Raw genomic sequence first — 15,685 nt, forward strand, 5'->3', positions numbered from 1 at the left:
CGCGGCACCCGGGCCGGCACATCGACGGGACACCGATCGGCCCCGCCGGTGTCGTAGGGTGCCGGCATGGTGGAACCCGTCCGGGCCGGCGGCGGGGCCAACGGGGTCTGGTGGGCGGCCCCGCCCATGCGGCGGGTGAGTCACCTGCCGGCCGTCGACCCCGAGGTGCTGCGGGTGGCACTCGACCCGTTGCCGCCGGAGGCGCCGGCAGTCGTGCACTACCGGCCCACGGTGGTGGGTCCGCTCGGCGACCTGGTGGACGACCTCCTCGACCAGTTGGACACCGCGGCGCTCGCCATGTTCCCCAGTTGGCTGGCCGGCGCGGACCGTTTCGACAGCGACGGCACACTCGGCGTGGCGGCGGTACGCGCCCTCGCCTCCCGTGCCGCAGCCCGGTCCCGGCACTTCGGCCCGTTTCTCGCCGACCTCGCCGAGCGTGGGCTGCGCGGTCCGCGCCGCCCCGCCGGCCGGTCCCGCTTCGCCCCGGGGGTACGCGCCGCCGGTCTCGCCCGCGTGCTCGCCGAGGCGTACGACAGGGAGGGCTGTCTCCTTGTCATCGCCCTGCCTGACCTGGGCGCGGATGCCGAGCGGACGCTCGTGGCCGCCGCCGAGTGGCTCGTGCGGCACGGCGGCTTCACCGTGTGGTTGGCCGGCGGGTTCCTGCGCCATGCCGACCGGGTGCGGTCGGTGCCGGTGCGGGTGCCCAGACGGTTCGCCGAGCTGGCCAGTTCGACCGACCGGCCGCCGGCCACGTCGGCACGATTGGGCCCGACGGTGCTGGCCTGGCCGCCGATCGCCGGCGTCCCGCGGGGCGACAGCGCGGCCGAGCAGGCACTGGAACGCGCGCTCGCACCGCACGAGTGGGCGCGGGGCCGGCGGTGGAACCACACCTACGAGTGGCACGTGCTGGGTGTGTCGTACCGACTGGATCTCTTTTGGCCCGTCGAGGGTCTTGCGGTCGAGGTGGACGGCCCGGAGCATCGTGGGCGAATCGCTTTCGCCAACGATCGGCGGAGAGACGTGCAGCTGCAACTCCTCGGGCTGGACGTGCTCCGCTTCACCAACGAGCAGGTGCTCACCGACGCGCCGGCGGTGGTCGACGGGATCCGTCAGCTGCTGGCCCGGCGACGCGCGGACGGCACGCACACCGATGGAGATGAGAGATCATGACCAGCCCGGCGGACGTCCCGCACCTGACGCCGAACCAGATCAACGCCCTCGTGGTGCTGATGGTCGAGGCGCGCCGAGTCACCAATGTCGAGCTGAAGGAGCTGGCCGGTTTCACGCTGACCGGCCAGGACAACAAGAAGCTCATTGACCTGGGGTTGGTGGAGACCGATCGGACGCACCGGCCGTTCGCGCACGAGCTGACCGACGAGGGCTGGCGGGTGGCACGTCAGCTGCACACCGCCGCGCCGCCGAAGCAGGGTGGTTCGACGACCCGGTCGCTGTTCGTCGTGCTGTCCAACCTGCACCGCTCGCTGGACCGGCTCCGGGTCAGCCACGGCGACTTCTTCAAGCACACCGAGGCAACGGCCCCGGCGGCCAGCGAGCCGCGATCCGAAGCACCGGCGAAGGCAGCGACGACGGCACCCACGGCGGCAACGACGGTGGCGACGGCGGCAGCACCCGCAGCGGCGGAGGTGGAGGCGCTGGTTCGCTCGGCGTACCGGGATCTCGCCACCGCGCCGGGCGACTGGGTCGGCCTCGCCGACGTCCGCGACCGGCTCCCCGACACCGACCGGGCCGCCCTGGACGCGGCGTTGCGGGCGATGGTCGGCCGGGACGACGTCCGCATCATCCCCGTGGCGAACACCAAGTCACTGACCGCACGGGACCGGGCCGCGGCCGTTCGCATCGGGAACGAGGACAACCACGCCCTGGCGATCGGCCCGGCATGATCTCCGACGACCAGCGGGCCGCGCTGGAAGCGGTGAGTCTCAACCCGGCGGTCACCCCGGACGACGTCTGGCGACCCAGCCCGCACAACGTGCCGGAGCTGCACGAGAAGGTGGCCGCGGAGATCCTGCGCGGGGTGGCGCGGGCCCGCACCGACGACACGAGCATGCCGCTCGGCGTGGCCATACAGGGCCGCGCGGGCGCGGGAAAGACGCACCTGCTCGGGGCGGTGCGCGAGCGGATCCAGCGTGACGGCGGCTACTTCTTCCTCGTCGACATGGTCAGCGGCAAGACGTTCTGGGAAAGCGTCGCCCTGGCCCTGGTGGAGGGCATGGGTCGCGCCCACGTCGGCTGGGGCACCCAGCTGAAGACGTTCCTGCGCCGACTCACCCCACAGCTCGGCCTGCCGGTGGAGGTCCGCGACGCGGTCGCCGGTGCCCGACCGGTGACCCGCGCGCAGCTCGACGCCTTCATCCGGGCACTGCGCGCCCGGGACCGGGAGGTCGGGCGGGACGCCCAGGACACCGCTCGGGCGCTCGTCCTGCACGGTGCCATCGACTTCGAGGCACAGGACGTGGGGTACGCCCACCTGATCTCCGAACCCGGCGACCCGGCCGCGCGGGCGGCGTGGGGGTTGAGCGGCGCCATCCGCCCCCCGCAGCAGATCGTGCAGGACATCTCCCGGCTGATGGCCCTGACCCTGGACCCTACGGTGATCGCCGTGGATCAGCTCGACACGCTGTTCGCGCAAACCAGCACCTCACTGCTCAACCACCATCAGGGGCTGGAGGACGGGCAGGCCAGGGTGCTCGGTCCGATCGCCGACGGCCTCCTCAAGCTCCGCGACATCACCCGTCGTACGCTTGTCGTCGTCTCGTGTCTGCCGGACACCTGGGTGCTGATGACGCGTACGGTGCCCACTCCGGTCGGTGACCGGTTCCGGACGGCGACCCTGCCCGACCGGATCCCCACCCCGGAGATCGGGCAGGCCATCGTGGCGAAGCGCCTCGCCGCCGCGTTCGGGGGTCCGCGTTTCGTGCCACCCCATCCCACCTGGCCGATCGCCCCCGCCGCCTTCGCCGACGCGCCCACCCTGACGCCACGCGCCCTGCTGCGCCGGGTGGACCGGCATGTGGCCTGGTGCCGCGACCACGACGAGATGGTCGAACTCGACCGCCTCATCGACGGCACCGACTCGACGCCGACGGCGAGCACCGGGCGCGGTGCGACGGCGGATCCAACGACCGTCGAACGCCGCCTGCGCGAGTTGGACGAACGGTTCGCCGAACTGGTCGAGGCCGCGGATGTGTCGGCCGCCGTCGACCCGGCCGGCGAGGACGAGCACATGCCGCCGCTGCTCGCCGCCGGCCTGGCCGCCTGGATCGCCGAGCAGGCGCCGACCGGTGCCACCTACAAGTACGACCCGCCGCCGGGGCGCAAGCCCGCTCTGCACGGTCGGCTGATCGAGGTGCTCGACGAGGCCACCGAGAACGAGGCGCACTGGTGCTTCCGCGCCGTCGCGCACCCGAACGCCATCGCGGTGACCGCCCGGGTCAAGGCCGCCTGCACGCTCGCCGGACTGGACCGGGACCTGCCCCAACGGCGACTGATCCTGCTGCGCAACGGCGGGTGGCCGACGGGCAGGCGTACCACCGAGGTGTTGACCGGCTTCGACGCGGCCGGCGGCGTGCGGCGCGGGGTGCCGGAGGCGGACCTGCGGGTCTTCGCGGCGCTGCGGGTGCTGGCGAACGAGCCGTCCACGGCCCTGCAGGAGTGGCTGGTGTCGCGTCGTCCGGCCAGCGGCACCGATTTGTTCCGGGCGGTCCTGCCCGGCCCCGAGCAGCCCCGCGAGGACGCGTCGCCGGCAGCCCCCGACGACGGGCCGCCGCCGCCGCGAGGTGCCGAGCCTCCGTCGGCAGGTGCCGAGCCTCCGTCGGCTGGTGCCGAGCCTCGGACGGCTGGTGACGCGTTTCCGGCGGGTGGCACCGGGCTTCCGGCGGGCGGCGAGGCCGGCCCGACCAGCGCGCCGGTCGGCGACGGGACCGGTGGGTGGTCGACCGGCCCGACCGCCGCGGCCGGACCCGCTGACTCCGGCGACCTCGTGGTCGACGCCAACGGTGCGACCATCGGGCTCGGGCGGACGGTCGACGGCGGCCGTCCGTTCACGGTGTCCCTGGAATCGTTGCGCCGACACACCGTCGTGTTCGCCGGGTCCGGTTCGGGCAAGACGGTGCTCATCCGTCGCCTGGTCGAGGAGTGCGCCCGCGAGGGGGTCTCCGCGATCGTGCTCGACCCCAACAACGACCTCGCCCGGCTCGGAGACGCCTGGCCCACACCGCCGAGCGGCTGGGGCACCGGCGACGCCGAACGCGCCACCGACTACCTGGCACACACCGAGGTGGTGGTGTGGACGCCCCGCGTCACCGCCGGTCGGCCGCTGAGCTTCCAACCACTGCCCGACTTCACCTCACTGCGGGACTGGCCCGACGAGTTCGACCAGGCGGTCCGCTCCGCCGTGGAGGCGCTCGCGCCCCGCGCCGGCGTCGATCGGTCGAGCAGGCTCGCCCAGCAGGGCAAGGCCGTCCTCACCGAGGCCCTCCAGGCGTACGCGCGAAGCGGGTTGGTCGGTCTGCCCGGCTTCACCGAGTTCCTCACCGACCTGCCCGAGGGGGTCAGTCGGCTGGCCCGCGCCGGAAAGCTCGCCGAGGAGTTGGCCGAGGCGCTCAAGGCGGCGATGGTGACCGATCCGCTCTTCGGTGGGGTCGGCGCACCGGCAGATCCGGGGCTGTTGCTGACGCCGTCGCCGGGGCGGCGGGCCCGGGTGTCGGTGATCAGCTTCGTCGGCCTCACCTCCGACCACCAGCGGCAGAGCTTCGTCAACCAGTTGCAGATGGCGCTCTTCGCGTGGATCAAACGGCATCCCGCCGGGGACCGACCGTTGGGTGGGCTGTTCGTGATGGACGAGGCGCAGACGCTCGCCCCGTCGACGGGCACCACGGCCTGCACCGCCAGCACGATCGCGCTGGCCTCGCAGGCCCGCAAGTACGGGCTCGGGTTGGTCTTCGCCACCCAGGCGCCCAAGGGTCTGCACAACCAGATCTCCGGAAACGCGACGACGCAGTTCTTCGGGCTGCTCAACGCGCCCGCGCAGATCGACGCGGCCCGGCAGCTCGCCGAGGCCAAGGGCGGGCGGCTTCCGGACATCGGCCTGCTGAACAGCGGCGAGTTCTACGCCGCCGGGGAGGGATTCTCGTTCGTCAAGGTCCGTACCCCGCTGTGCCTGACCCACCATCCGAAGGCGCCGTTGACTCCCGAGGAGGTCGTCGCCCGCGCCCATCCGGCTGGGTAGCCTGAGCCCATGATCTTCATTACCGCCAAGTTCCGGGTCCTGGCCGAGCACGCCGACCGGTGGCCGCAGATCGCCGCCGAGTTCACCGAGGCGACGCGCGCCGAGCCGGGCTGTCTGCGGTTCGACTGGTCCCGCAGCGTGGACGACCCGACCGAGTACGTGCTGGTCGAGGCATTCCGCGATGACCAGGCCGGCGCCGCCCACGTGCAGTCCGCCCACTTCCGCGCGGCGCAGGAGACCCTGCCGCCGCACCTGGCCGAGACGCCGCGCATCGTCAACGCCACCGTGGCGCAGGAGGACTGGTCGCTGCTCGGCGAGATGGCCGTACCCGAGGGCCGCTGAACGTCGCTCGGGACGCGGTCCCGGCCCGCTGACCATCGTCGCGGTCCGGGGCCGCCGCTGGCGTCTCCCGACCCGCCGCCTCAGCGCAGCCGGCGGGCGGTGAACCGGGCCGGCGGATCGGCGATCACGTGCTGCGCGGCGATCAGCTGGATCTCCCGGGTGCCCGCCGCGAGGGTCGCCTCCAGCACGGCGTAGACGGAGGCGATGGTGCGTTCCAGCGCCGTCGCCGGCGAGCCGGTCGTGCACAGGTGCGCGAGGTACAACGCCGCGGTGACGTCGCCCCCGCCGTTCGGGTTGATCGGCAGCAGCGGGGTGGTCACCGCCCAGGCGCCCTCGTCCGAGACGGCCACCACCTCCAGCGAGCCCGGCGGCAGGTCGCTGTGCAACACGCTGGTCACCAGGACGTGGCGGGGGCCGGTCGCGCGCACGACGTCGACCGCGTCGAGCACCTCGGCCAGCGAGGTCGTCGTCCGGCCGGCGAGGAAGTCCAACTCGAACTGGTTCGGGGTGATGATGTCCGCGCGCGGTACGACGGTGTCCCGCAGGTACTCCGGGATGCCCGGACGGACGAACATTCCCCGTCCGACGTCGCCCATGACCGGGTCGCAGCAGTACACCGCGGCCGGGTTGGCGGCCTTGACCTTCTCGACCGCGTCCAGGATCACCGCGCCCATGGCCGGGTCGCCCTGGTAGCCGGAGAGCACCGCGTCGGCGCTGCCGAGCACACCGCGATCCGCGATGCCCGCGATCACCTCGGCGACATCTGCCGCCGGCAGCATCGGCCCACGCCACGCGCCGTACCCGGTGTGGTTGGAGAAGTGCACGGTCAGGACCGGCCAGACCTCGTGCCCGAGGCGTTGCAGGGGGAAGGCCGCAGCGGAGTTGCCGACGTGACCGTAGGCGACCGACGACTGGATGGACAGGATCTTCACCGGCCCATCATCGCCGTCGCGGCCGGTGTCGCACACACGGCCCGCCGAATCTGTCGGGTGGCCCACTCGCCGCCCACCCCGACGGCAGGACGGGCGACCCGGACATCGTCGTCCGGGTCGCCCGAGCGGTCGTACGGTCAGCCGCCGAGGCTCGCCGCGGCGGAGGCGATCGTCGAGGCGAAGTAGCTCACCTGGGTGTAGACGCCCGGGTAGTTGGGTCGGGCGCAGCCGTTGCCCCAGCTCACGATGCCGACCTGGATCCAGGCGTTGGAGGCGTCACGGCGGAACATCGGGCCGCCCGAGTCACCCTGGCAGGTGTCCGTGCCGCCGCCGGCGTACCCGGCGCAGATCTCCTGGGCGGGGATGAGGTCGCCGCCGTAGTTGGCGTTGCAGGTGGAGTCGCTGACAAATGGCACGTTCGCCTTCAGCAGGTACCGCTGCTGGCCACCGCCCTCCCGTGCGGCGCCCCACCCGGCGACGGTGAAGGTGCCGCTGTCGTAGGCGGTCGTGCTGGCGATCGGCAGCGTGCTCAGCCCGGTGACCGGGGTGGCCAGCCGGATCAGCGCCCAGTCGCGGCCGGCGCCGTTGTAGCCGGGAGCGCGGTAGACGTAGTTGGACCGGACGGTGATCCGGCTGGACGACTGGAGGTCGACCGTCCCGAGCGTCGCGGTGATGCTGGTGTTGGTGCCGGTCGACCCCACGCAGTGCGCCGCGGTGAGCACCAGCCGGGGGCTGTACAGCGCCCCGCCGCAACCCATCGAGAGCCGCACCATGAACGGGAACTCACCCTGAGCGGCGCGGGTGCCGCCGACGACGTTCGGCGTCATGGGGTTGTCGGCCGCCGCGGCCGGCGCGGTGAGAGTGAGGCTGGCCGCGGTCACCGCGGCCAACGCGGTGGCCAACAGGCCAGTGAGGGTACGCCAGCGAACCATGCAGTCCTCCGCATCAGGATGGCACGCCTCGTGAGCGCACCCTATTCGCGATAGCGGTCATCATATTGAGAACTATGGATCTAGGGGGTCATCCTCTCTGGGTCGTACCACGGAGGCTATGGATCTCGGATCGGCGCAAAAGCGTTGACGGCGGACCCATCGCGGCCCTGTAACGTGGCAGACGCAATGGCGGATGTCGATGCGCACGTCGGCGGCGGCGCATGGAGATCCCACCGGCATCCGTCGATGGCGCCCGTCCTCGTCAATGACCACCCGATGCCCACCACCCACGCGCTTCGGGCCCGGCTGCACCGCCCGCGGCGACTCGCCCTCCGGAGACGGCATGACTCGTCAGGTCCCCATCCGCCCCGCCCTGCCGCTGCTGCTCATCCTCGCCCTGGTCGTCGGCGTACTTGCCGCGCCGAGCCGGCCGGCGCACGCCGCACCGGCGAAGACGCCGCCACTGACCACACCCTGGACCAGCCAGGCCCTGGTCGGCACACCACTGCCCGAGTACCCGCGCCCCCAGATGACCCGGCCGGACTGGCTCAATCTCAACGGCGAGTGGCAGCTGCGCCAGTCGGCCACCGACGACGCCCCGCAGTTCGGTGTCAACCTGCCCGAGCGGGTCAACGTGCCCTTCCCGGTGGAGAGTGCCCTCTCCGGCATCCAGCGAGCCGCCAACGACAACCGCAACTACCTGTTCTACCGGCGCACCGTCACCATCCCGGCGAACTGGTCGGGTCGGCGGACCCTGCTGCACTTCGGCGCCGTCGACTGGCAGAGCACCGTCTGGGTCAACGGCGTCCGGGTCGGCGCGCACACCGGCGGCTACGACGCGTTCACCTTCGACGTCACCCCCCAGCTCACCGCCGGGACGAACGAGATCGTCGTCAAGGTCTGGGATCCCACCGACACCCGACAGAACGGCAGCCTGCCGGCCATCGGCAAGCAGACCAAGACGCCAAGCGGGATCTTCTACACCCCCAGCTCCGGCATCTGGCAGACGGTGTGGCTGGAGCCGGTGCCCACCGCGTCCATCAGCAGCGTGGACGTCTACCCGAACCTCGCCACCAACACCCTGCGGGTCCGGGTCTTCACCCGGGGCGACGTGAGCGGCCACCGCGTGCTCGCCGAGGCGCTGAACGGAAGCACAGTTGTCGGTACGGCCACCGGCGGCTTCACCGAGTTCAGCGTCCCGGTGCCGAACGCGCGCCGCTGGTCACCCGACGACCCGTTCCTCTACCACCTTCGAGTCAGCCTGCGGAACGCCGCAAACGCCACAGTGGACCGGACGGTGCACTACTTCGGCATGAGGGAGATCACCACCGGCCTGGTCAACGGGGTGCTACGCCCCAAGCTCAACGGCCAGTTCGTGTTCCAGGTCGGCACCCTCGACCAGGGCTTCTGGCCGGACGGCCTCTACACGGCGCCGACCGACGCCGCCCTCGCCTTCGACCTGCAGAAGCACAAGGACCTGGGCTTCAACATGGTGCGCAAGCACATCAAGGTCGAACCGCAACGCTGGTTCTACCACGCGGACCGCCTCGGCCTGCTGGTCTGGCAGGACATCCCGTCGCTGACCGCGCAGGACATCGACCCGACCGACGTCCAGCAGGCGCAGTTCGAGGCCGAGGCACGCGAGATCGTCGACGAGCACCGCAGCTCGCCCGCCGTGATCGCGTACACGCCCTACAACGAGGGCTGGGGCGAGCGATCCCTCGGCGACACCCGGCGGGTCGCGCAGAACATCAAGAACCAGGACCCGACCCGGCTGGTCAACCCGCACAGCGGCCACAACTGCTGTCAGTCCCTCGGCGACCCCGCCAACGGCGACATCGACGACTGGCACGTCTACCTCGGGCCGGACTCCCCCGTACCGTCGAGCAGCCGGATCGCCGTGCTCGGTGAGTTCGGCGGCCTGGGCCTGCACACCCCGGGCCACGAGTACAGCCCGAGCGGCGGCTTCTTCGCCTACGAGTGGCAGACCAGTTCGAGCGCCCTCACCGACCGGTACGTGGGGCTGGTGCAGGGCAGTCAGAACCTGATGCTCGGCAAGGGGCTCAGCGCGTCGATCTACACCGAGATCACCGATCTGGAGGGCGAGCTGAACGGGTTCCTCACCTACGACCGGCAGGTGATCAAGATGGATCAGGCGCGGGTGCGCGCCGCCAACACCGCCCTGATCAACGCCTCGAAGACCGTCGGCAGCTCGGCGCCGGTCGCCCTGCCGGTCAACGTCCGGTGGTCGTTGCAGGTGACCACGCCCGGCTTCACCAACCGCTACCTGCGGCACCGGGACAGTCTGGCCTACACCGAGGTGGTCGACGCCGCGAGCTCCAGCCTTCTGAAGGCCGACGCCACGTACACCATCCGGGCCGGCCTGGCCGGCACCGGTTGCTACTCGTTCGAGTCGGTCAACTTCCCCGGACAGTACCTGCGCCACCAGAACTCCCGGGTCCGCAACTCACCCGACGACGGCTCGGCGCTCCTGCGGGCCGACGCCACCTGGTGCGCACGCGTCGGACTGACCGGCACGGGCGTGTCGCTGGAGTCGTACAACTTCCGGGGCAGGTACCTGCGGCACTACGACTCGGAGATCTGGCTCAGCAACGGCACCGGCGGCGACGCGTACAACACACCGACGTGGTGGGCCGCCGACAGCACCTGGGCCATCGCCACCCCGTGGGCACCCTGACCGCGCCCGCGGCCACCATGTCGCGGTAGGACGTCGCGGGAGGCTCCGGTACGGCCGAGAGCCTCCCGCGACGCTCGGGCCGCTGTGGCGGGTCCGGGCCTTCCCGCGCGGGCAGCGACCGGACGCGAGCGTCACCTGCCGTCCCCGAGGTCGTTTCCCCGGTCAGGAGGGAGAACGGCAAAGCGGCGGCAAGGACCGGGCCGCAACTTGCATCCGGCCGACCTCAGCGGTCCATTGCAATACGCAATCAGACCGACAATAAATAGATGTCTGCCAATCTTGACTTGCGCCGTCACTCAGCGCACCGTAAAGAGCCAGAGGCAGATGCGCGCCATTATCGGCCCGACTGACGCGGATCACCACATGGAGGCGCTGCCGGTTTTATCGCCGCGTTCACCAGGAGGCGTTCCATGCGGCTGAATCCGTTCGCCGGAGTTTATCTCACCGATCCGGCAAGCACGTGGCGGCGGATCCTCGACGACCCCGGCGAGGTGCACCACGCCGAGGACCTCGGCCTGTGGTTGATCAGCAGGCACGCCGACGTCCGACGCGCCCTCGCCGACACCACGACGTTCACCAACGCCCTCACCCTCGCCCCGGTCTACCAGGTGTGCCCCGAGGCGACGAGCGTGCTCATGCAGCTCGGCGCGCCACCCACCACGGCCGCCGCGGACCCACCGGTGCACCCCCGCACCCGCCGGGCCCTGCGGGCGACCTTCGCGAACACCGCCGAGCGGGTCGAGGCCGAGTACGGCGCGATCGTCCGACGGAGGGTCGACCAGCTGGTCTCCCGGCTCGCCGCCCGCCAGGGCGAGCGGGTCGACCTGATCCCGGAGCTCGCCACCGAGCTACCGCTGCTGGTGGTCCTGGACATCCTCGGGGTGCCCGACGGGGACGTCGCACGGATCCGGAGCTGGGCGGACGGTCAGATCGCTCTCGTCTGGGGGCAACCGGACCCGGCCGAGCAGGTACGCCTGGCGCAGGGCCTGCTGGACTTCTGGCACTACTGCGAGGAGCTGGTCCGCCAGCGCGTCGACGGTGGGCACCCGGGTGACGACTTCATTGGCCGGGCTCTGGCCTACCGGGACGGCGACGACGCCGTGCTGACCGTGCCGGAGGTGGCGAGCCTGGCCTTCAACCTCCTGGTCGCCGGCCACGAGACCACCGCCGGCCTGCTCGCGCACGCCCTCGACCAGGCCCTGTCGAGTCCTCGGCACTGGTCGGACCTCACCGCCGACCCGAGGGCTGTTCCCGCGTTCGTGGCCGAGACCCTGCGGTTCGCGCCCGCCATCGACGGCTGGCTGCGGGTGACAAGCCGCGACGTCACCGTGGGGACGGTGACGATTCCCGCCGGGGCACGCTGTCTGCTGCTGATCGGGGCGGCGAATCGTGACCCCGCGGTTTTCGCCCACCCGGACCAGTTCGCTCCGGACCGGGCGGACGTGGGCAATCACCTGTCGTTCGGCCACGGCCCGCATTTCTGCATTGGCGCGGGATTGGCGCGGCTGGAGGCCCAGATCGCCATCACCAGACTCACCGAAGCCATTCCCGGACTCCGCCTGGCGACCGCGCAACAGCGCTCGTACAAGCCCAATGTCGCGTTTCGCGCCCACCACACGCTGCTCGCGGTAATCGATATCGTGGCACCCGCCGACGTTCCGGCGACGCGCGGTGCGGCGACCCCGGAAGCGGCCGCCGCGTGACGTGGGTGTGCGCCGGCAGGCTCGCCGGCGCCCTGGGTGAGTGCGGGCCGGGCGGCGTCGCCCACCGCACCCGGCGCAGCTCGGCCCCGCCACGCACCTTTTCCGCTATGCCCGACGATTCAGGACGGTGAACGTCTTCACACCCATCGCATCCTGGGTTAAGAATTGCCACCTATGAATGTTCAGCTCATCGGCGAATCTCGATCTGGTGTCCGCTGCTGATTCCCCGTAGCCACGAAGGTGAGCGCATGGAGCACACGTCCCCGTCGAGCGCTGCTCCCTCTGCGGCCAGCGAGCGGTTCCGCTGGGAGCTGCGCAACTGCCGCGTTCGGCGGGGCCTGACCCAACGGGCCCTGGCGGATCGGGTGCGGTTCAGCCGGGAGACGGTGGCAGCTGTCGAGTCGGGTCGCCGGTTCGGCAGTCACGAGTTCGCGCTGCGCTGCGACGACGTGCTCGGCACCGGCGGCCGGCTCGCGGCGCTGTGGCCACAGGTGGCTGCCGAGCAGTTGGCGGCCGACGGCCGCCGCGGCCCCCGCGCCCCGCAACCACTTCGGCGGGATCCGCCGGTGCCGCGCCAGCGGGCTCGACGCGACGCGCGCGACCCGGGCGCCGTGGTGGACGCGATCGACGAGCTGCGTGAACTGATCGGTCAGGTACTCAACGGCCCACCCGAGCCGGACGACGCGCAGCGGCGACAGCAACGGGTGGACCCCCTCGACGACCAGCGCTGACCGCACCGTCCGGATCGGTCTCGCGGTGTCATCGGCCGCTGACATTGGGTACAGATGCTGGTACGGGCAGTTTGTACCACGGCCAGGTCTGGTCTACGAGCGCGACGTCCGGCCGAATGGGACTTGCATTCGGCAACGTGCGGATAGACCGTCATCGACGAGTCGTGGGAGTCAATCTTGGCGTCGAGCACCCGGTCCCACGCGGCCAGACCCTACCCGACCCGCCGTCGCGGCTGGAAGATCGCCGGGCGGATGCGCCTCATCGTCGCGGCACCACTCGTCGCCGTGATCGGCTTCGCCGGTCTCGCGCTGACCGAGAGCGCACGCCAGACCATGCGCGCCAGCGACCTGCGGATCCTGGCACAGGTCGGCGCGGGGGCCGGTGACCTGGCCTACCGGCTGCAACGCGAACGCATCGCCGCCGCCGCCCTGCTCACCTACCCCACGCCGGAGCAGCAGGACACCTTCGGCGTGGAGTTGGCCGCCACCGACGACGCCGTCGCCCGCTACCGCGCACAGCGCGACCGGCTGCCCGCCGACGTCGGTGCCAACCGCGCCCTCCTGCGCCGCGTCGACGCGGCCCTGGACAGTCTCGCCCCGCTGCGCACCCAGGTACGCACCGCGGCGCACGCCTCGGTGTCCGCGATGACCTTCAGCTACCGGATCGCGATCGCCGACCTGATCAGCTTCCGGGAGAACATCTCGCACGGCGTGGTCGACGCCACCCTCGCCGACGGGATCCGCGCCTCGGCAGCCCTGTCGAAGACGGCCGAGGCGATCGGTCAACAGCAGGTTGCCGTGCTGCGCGCGGCGGTGGGCGGCGACCTCACCCCCGCCATGCAGCAGGACATCACCGCGGCCCGGACCAGCTACACCGAGTCGAGCCTGTCCTTCCTGGCCCTGGCCCCGCCCGAGTGGAGCGTCTGGTGGGAGCAGGCCGGGACCGGCAAGGAGGCGCTCGCCCTGCAACGGATGCAGGACGAGGTGTCGCGGGCGCAGCCGGGGTCACGACTGCAACTGGAGACCGCCGGCTGGGTGTCCACCACCCAGGCGCGTGCCGCTCGCCTGGCCGACCTGCGCGCACGGGTCGACACCGCGGTCGGCGCCGACGTTCGGGCCGCGCACGGCGACCAGCGCCGCCGGGCCGTGGCCGAGGCGGTCGGTGTCCTGCTGGCACTGGTCCTCACCGCCCTGGTGACCTGGGCCGTCGCCCGGCAGATCACCCGGCGGCTGCGGCGACTACGGGACGCGGCGAACGCCGTGGCGTTCGAACAGCTCCCCGCCGTGGTGGCCCAGCTCCAGCAACCGGGCAGCGCCGCCGTCGACCCGCACAGGCTCGCCCGCCAACAGGCCTCCGAAGCCCTCGAGCCGTCCAGCGACGACGAGATCGGCGAGCTGGGCCAGGCGTTCAGCGCGGTGCACCAGGCCGCCGTGCGGACCGCCGCCGAGCAGGCCGTCATGCGCGCCAACACCGCCGACATCTTCATCCACCTCAGCCGCCGCGAACAGCGACTCGTCGACGCCGTACTGGCCCAGGTCGACCTGGTGGAACGGGACGAGACCGATCCCGACCGGCTCCACCAGCTCTACACGTTGGACAACCTGGCGACCCGGATGGGACGGATCAACGCCAGCCTGCTCGTGCTCGGCGGCGTCGGTGTCGGTCGCGTACGCCAGCGCGACATCCCGCTGCAACAGGTGCTCCAGGCGGCGCTGTCCCAGATCGAGCACTACGCGCGGATCCGGCTCGGCATGATCGACGGAGACGTCGCCGTGGCGGCGAAGAGCGTCGACGAGGTCGTGCACCTGCTCGCCGAACTCATGGACAACGCCACGACGTACTCGCCGCCCGGCAGCGAGACCTGGGTGAGCGGTCGAAGCCTGGGTGACCGCGTCATCGTCCAGATCAGCGACGAGGGCATGGGCTTGTCCGGGCAGCGGATGCAGCAGCTCAACGAACTCCTGGCCAGCCCGCCGGCCATCGACGTGGCGGCCGTACGGGCGATGGGACTGGTCGTCGTGGGCCAGCTCGCGTCCCGGCTCGGCGCCACCGTCCAACTGCGACGCGGCCCCCGACGCGGCACCCTCGCCGAGGCGACGCTGCCCGCGGCGATCATCCGGTCGCTGCCACCGGAGGAGTACCTGCTCGCGCCCGGCCGCCTCTCGCGGCGGGCGGCGCGCACGACCAACCCGCCGCCGCCGTACCAGCCGCGTCCCGAGCCCACCGCCGGACGCCCACCGGCCGAGCGGTCCCTGCCGGCGGCGCCGGTGTTCCGACGGCCTCCCCCTCCCCCGGACCGGGGTGACGCGCCCACCGAGGAGTTGCTCATCTTCGAACAGGTCAATCACTGGTTCCAGACGGATGCCGCCGACGGCCGAGAGTGGTCCAGTCCCGCCGACGACGCCTGGCACACCGCCGCCCAGGCACACACCCCCGAGGTCGCCACGACCACCACGGCCGGCCTGCCCAAACGGGAGCCGCAACGGCACCTCGTGCCCGGCGCGGTGACCGTGCCCCAGCAGCAGCAGCAGCAGCAACGATCCGAGTACCGCGATCCGGCCCAGGTGGCCACGGCGATGGCCGCGTACGCGCGGGGTGTGGCGAACCGGAGGCGCACCCCGATCAACCTCGGCAACTCATGACGCGACAGGAGAGCACGTGAGCGACCAACAGGATCTCGGCTGGCTGCTGGACAGCTTCGCCGCGCGGGCGACCGAGGTCAGCCATGCGATCGCCATCTCCAGCGACGGCCTGATGGTGGCCTCCACCCGTGACCTGCCCCCGGACCGCGCCGACCAGTTGGCCGCGACGGGCAGCGGACTGGTCAGCCTGCTGCGGGGGGCGGCGGCCTTCTTCGACGCCGGCGCGGTGATCTCCAACGTCACGCAGCTCGAAGGCGGGTTCATGTTCTCGATGGCCTTCAATGACGGCGCCTCGCTGCTGGTGCTCGCCGCACCCGAGTGCGACGTCGGCAAGGTCTCCTACGAGATGACCGAGCTGGCCAACCGGATCGGGGACGCCCTGACCCCCGCGGCCCGGGCCGCACTCGCCCGCAGCCGCTGACCGCCCCGGCGCCCCCACGCCGGAGACCCACTTCC

The 15,685-nt window shown here is 71.8% G+C and carries 11 protein-coding genes; 9 read left to right on the top strand and 2 right to left on the bottom strand.

Annotated elements, in window-relative coordinates; all coding sequences use genetic code 11:
* Window positions 1-66: 66 nt before the first annotated feature.
* Genes AB0O48_RS15595 through AB0O48_RS15610 form a run of 4 tightly spaced genes read left to right on the top strand, consistent with a single transcriptional unit; the run spans window position 67 to window position 5,590 of the window.
* On the top strand, window positions 67-1,170 hold the full coding sequence (locus AB0O48_RS15595; protein WP_365066059.1) for a DUF559 domain-containing protein: 1,104 nt from the start codon (window positions 67-69) through the stop codon (window positions 1,168-1,170).
* Window positions 1,167-1,901, top strand: coding sequence for a hypothetical protein (locus tag AB0O48_RS15600; protein ID WP_357570305.1), 735 nt, complete (start codon window positions 1,167-1,169; stop codon window positions 1,899-1,901). The genes AB0O48_RS15595 and AB0O48_RS15600 overlap by 4 nt, the downstream gene beginning before the upstream one ends.
* On the top strand, window positions 1,898-5,248 hold the full coding sequence (locus AB0O48_RS15605; protein WP_365066063.1) for a DUF87 domain-containing protein: 3,351 nt from the start codon (window positions 1,898-1,900) through the stop codon (window positions 5,246-5,248). Before AB0O48_RS15600 ends, AB0O48_RS15605 begins: the two co-directional genes overlap by 4 nt.
* 9 nt (window positions 5,249-5,257) lie before the next feature.
* On the top strand, window positions 5,258-5,590 hold the full coding sequence (locus AB0O48_RS15610) for a putative quinol monooxygenase (protein WP_365066066.1): 333 nt from the start codon (window positions 5,258-5,260) through the stop codon (window positions 5,588-5,590).
* Window positions 5,591-5,670: 80 nt separating this feature from the next.
* Here AB0O48_RS15610 and pdxY read toward each other — a convergent pair whose 3' ends face one another.
* Both pdxY and AB0O48_RS15620 read right to left on the bottom strand, forming a co-directional pair.
* Window positions 5,671-6,522 (bottom strand): pyridoxal kinase PdxY, encoded by an 852-nt coding sequence (pdxY, locus tag AB0O48_RS15615; protein ID WP_357239696.1) that lies wholly within the window; start codon window positions 6,520-6,522, stop codon window positions 5,671-5,673.
* Window positions 6,523-6,659: 137 nt separating this feature from the next.
* Window positions 6,660-7,454: a serine protease gene (locus AB0O48_RS15620; RefSeq protein WP_357239699.1), complete on the bottom strand. Its 795-nt coding sequence runs from the start codon at window positions 7,452-7,454 to the stop codon at window positions 6,660-6,662.
* A gap of 343 nt (window positions 7,455-7,797) precedes the next feature.
* Here AB0O48_RS15620 and AB0O48_RS15625 point away from each other — a divergent pair, with 343 nt between their 5' ends.
* The 5 genes from AB0O48_RS15625 (at window position 7,798) to AB0O48_RS15645 (ending at window position 15,650) form a co-directional block, all read left to right on the top strand.
* A complete protein-coding gene (locus AB0O48_RS15625) occupies window positions 7,798-10,152 on the top strand; it encodes an AbfB domain-containing protein (protein ID WP_365066071.1) in 2,355 nt (784 codons plus the stop codon).
* A 410-nt stretch (window positions 10,153-10,562) separates the two neighbouring features.
* Complete coding sequence (locus tag AB0O48_RS15630; RefSeq protein ID WP_357570309.1) at window positions 10,563-11,855, top strand: cytochrome P450; 1,293 nt, start codon at window positions 10,563-10,565, stop codon at window positions 11,853-11,855.
* Window positions 11,856-12,103: 248 nt separating this feature from the next.
* Window positions 12,104-12,586, top strand: a complete 483-nt coding sequence (locus AB0O48_RS15635; RefSeq protein ID WP_357239708.1) for a helix-turn-helix transcriptional regulator — start codon at window positions 12,104-12,106, stop codon at window positions 12,584-12,586.
* Window positions 12,587-12,763: 177 nt separating this feature from the next.
* A complete protein-coding gene (locus tag AB0O48_RS15640) occupies window positions 12,764-15,229 on the top strand; it encodes a nitrate- and nitrite sensing domain-containing protein (RefSeq protein ID WP_365066076.1) in 2,466 nt (821 codons plus the stop codon).
* A gap of 16 nt (window positions 15,230-15,245) precedes the next feature.
* Window positions 15,246-15,650, top strand: coding sequence for a roadblock/LC7 domain-containing protein (locus AB0O48_RS15645; protein ID WP_357239714.1), 405 nt, complete (start codon window positions 15,246-15,248; stop codon window positions 15,648-15,650).
* The last annotated feature ends 35 nt before the right edge of the window (window positions 15,651-15,685 follow it).

Origin of the sequence: Micromonospora sp. NPDC085948 (assembly GCF_040686315.1) — a bacterium.
In the GTDB taxonomy this organism is placed as follows: Bacteria; Actinomycetota; Actinomycetes; order Mycobacteriales; family Micromonosporaceae; genus Micromonospora.

Coding starts and splice junctions, on each gene's coding strand:
- AB0O48_RS15595 (WP_365066059.1), top strand. CDS start 67: ATGGTGGAACCCGTCCGGGCCGGCGGCGGGGCCAACGGGGTCTGGTGG.
- AB0O48_RS15600 (WP_357570305.1), top strand. CDS start 1,167: ATGACCAGCCCGGCGGACGTCCCGCACCTGACGCCGAACCAGATCAAC.
- AB0O48_RS15605 (WP_365066063.1), top strand. CDS start 1,898: ATGATCTCCGACGACCAGCGGGCCGCGCTGGAAGCGGTGAGTCTCAAC.
- AB0O48_RS15610 (WP_365066066.1), top strand. CDS start 5,258: ATGATCTTCATTACCGCCAAGTTCCGGGTCCTGGCCGAGCACGCCGAC.
- AB0O48_RS15620 (WP_357239699.1), bottom strand. CDS start 7,454: ATGGTTCGCTGGCGTACCCTCACTGGCCTGTTGGCCACCGCGTTGGCC.
- AB0O48_RS15625 (WP_365066071.1), top strand. CDS start 7,798: ATGACTCGTCAGGTCCCCATCCGCCCCGCCCTGCCGCTGCTGCTCATC.
- AB0O48_RS15630 (WP_357570309.1), top strand. CDS start 10,563: ATGCGGCTGAATCCGTTCGCCGGAGTTTATCTCACCGATCCGGCAAGC.
- AB0O48_RS15635 (WP_357239708.1), top strand. CDS start 12,104: ATGGAGCACACGTCCCCGTCGAGCGCTGCTCCCTCTGCGGCCAGCGAG.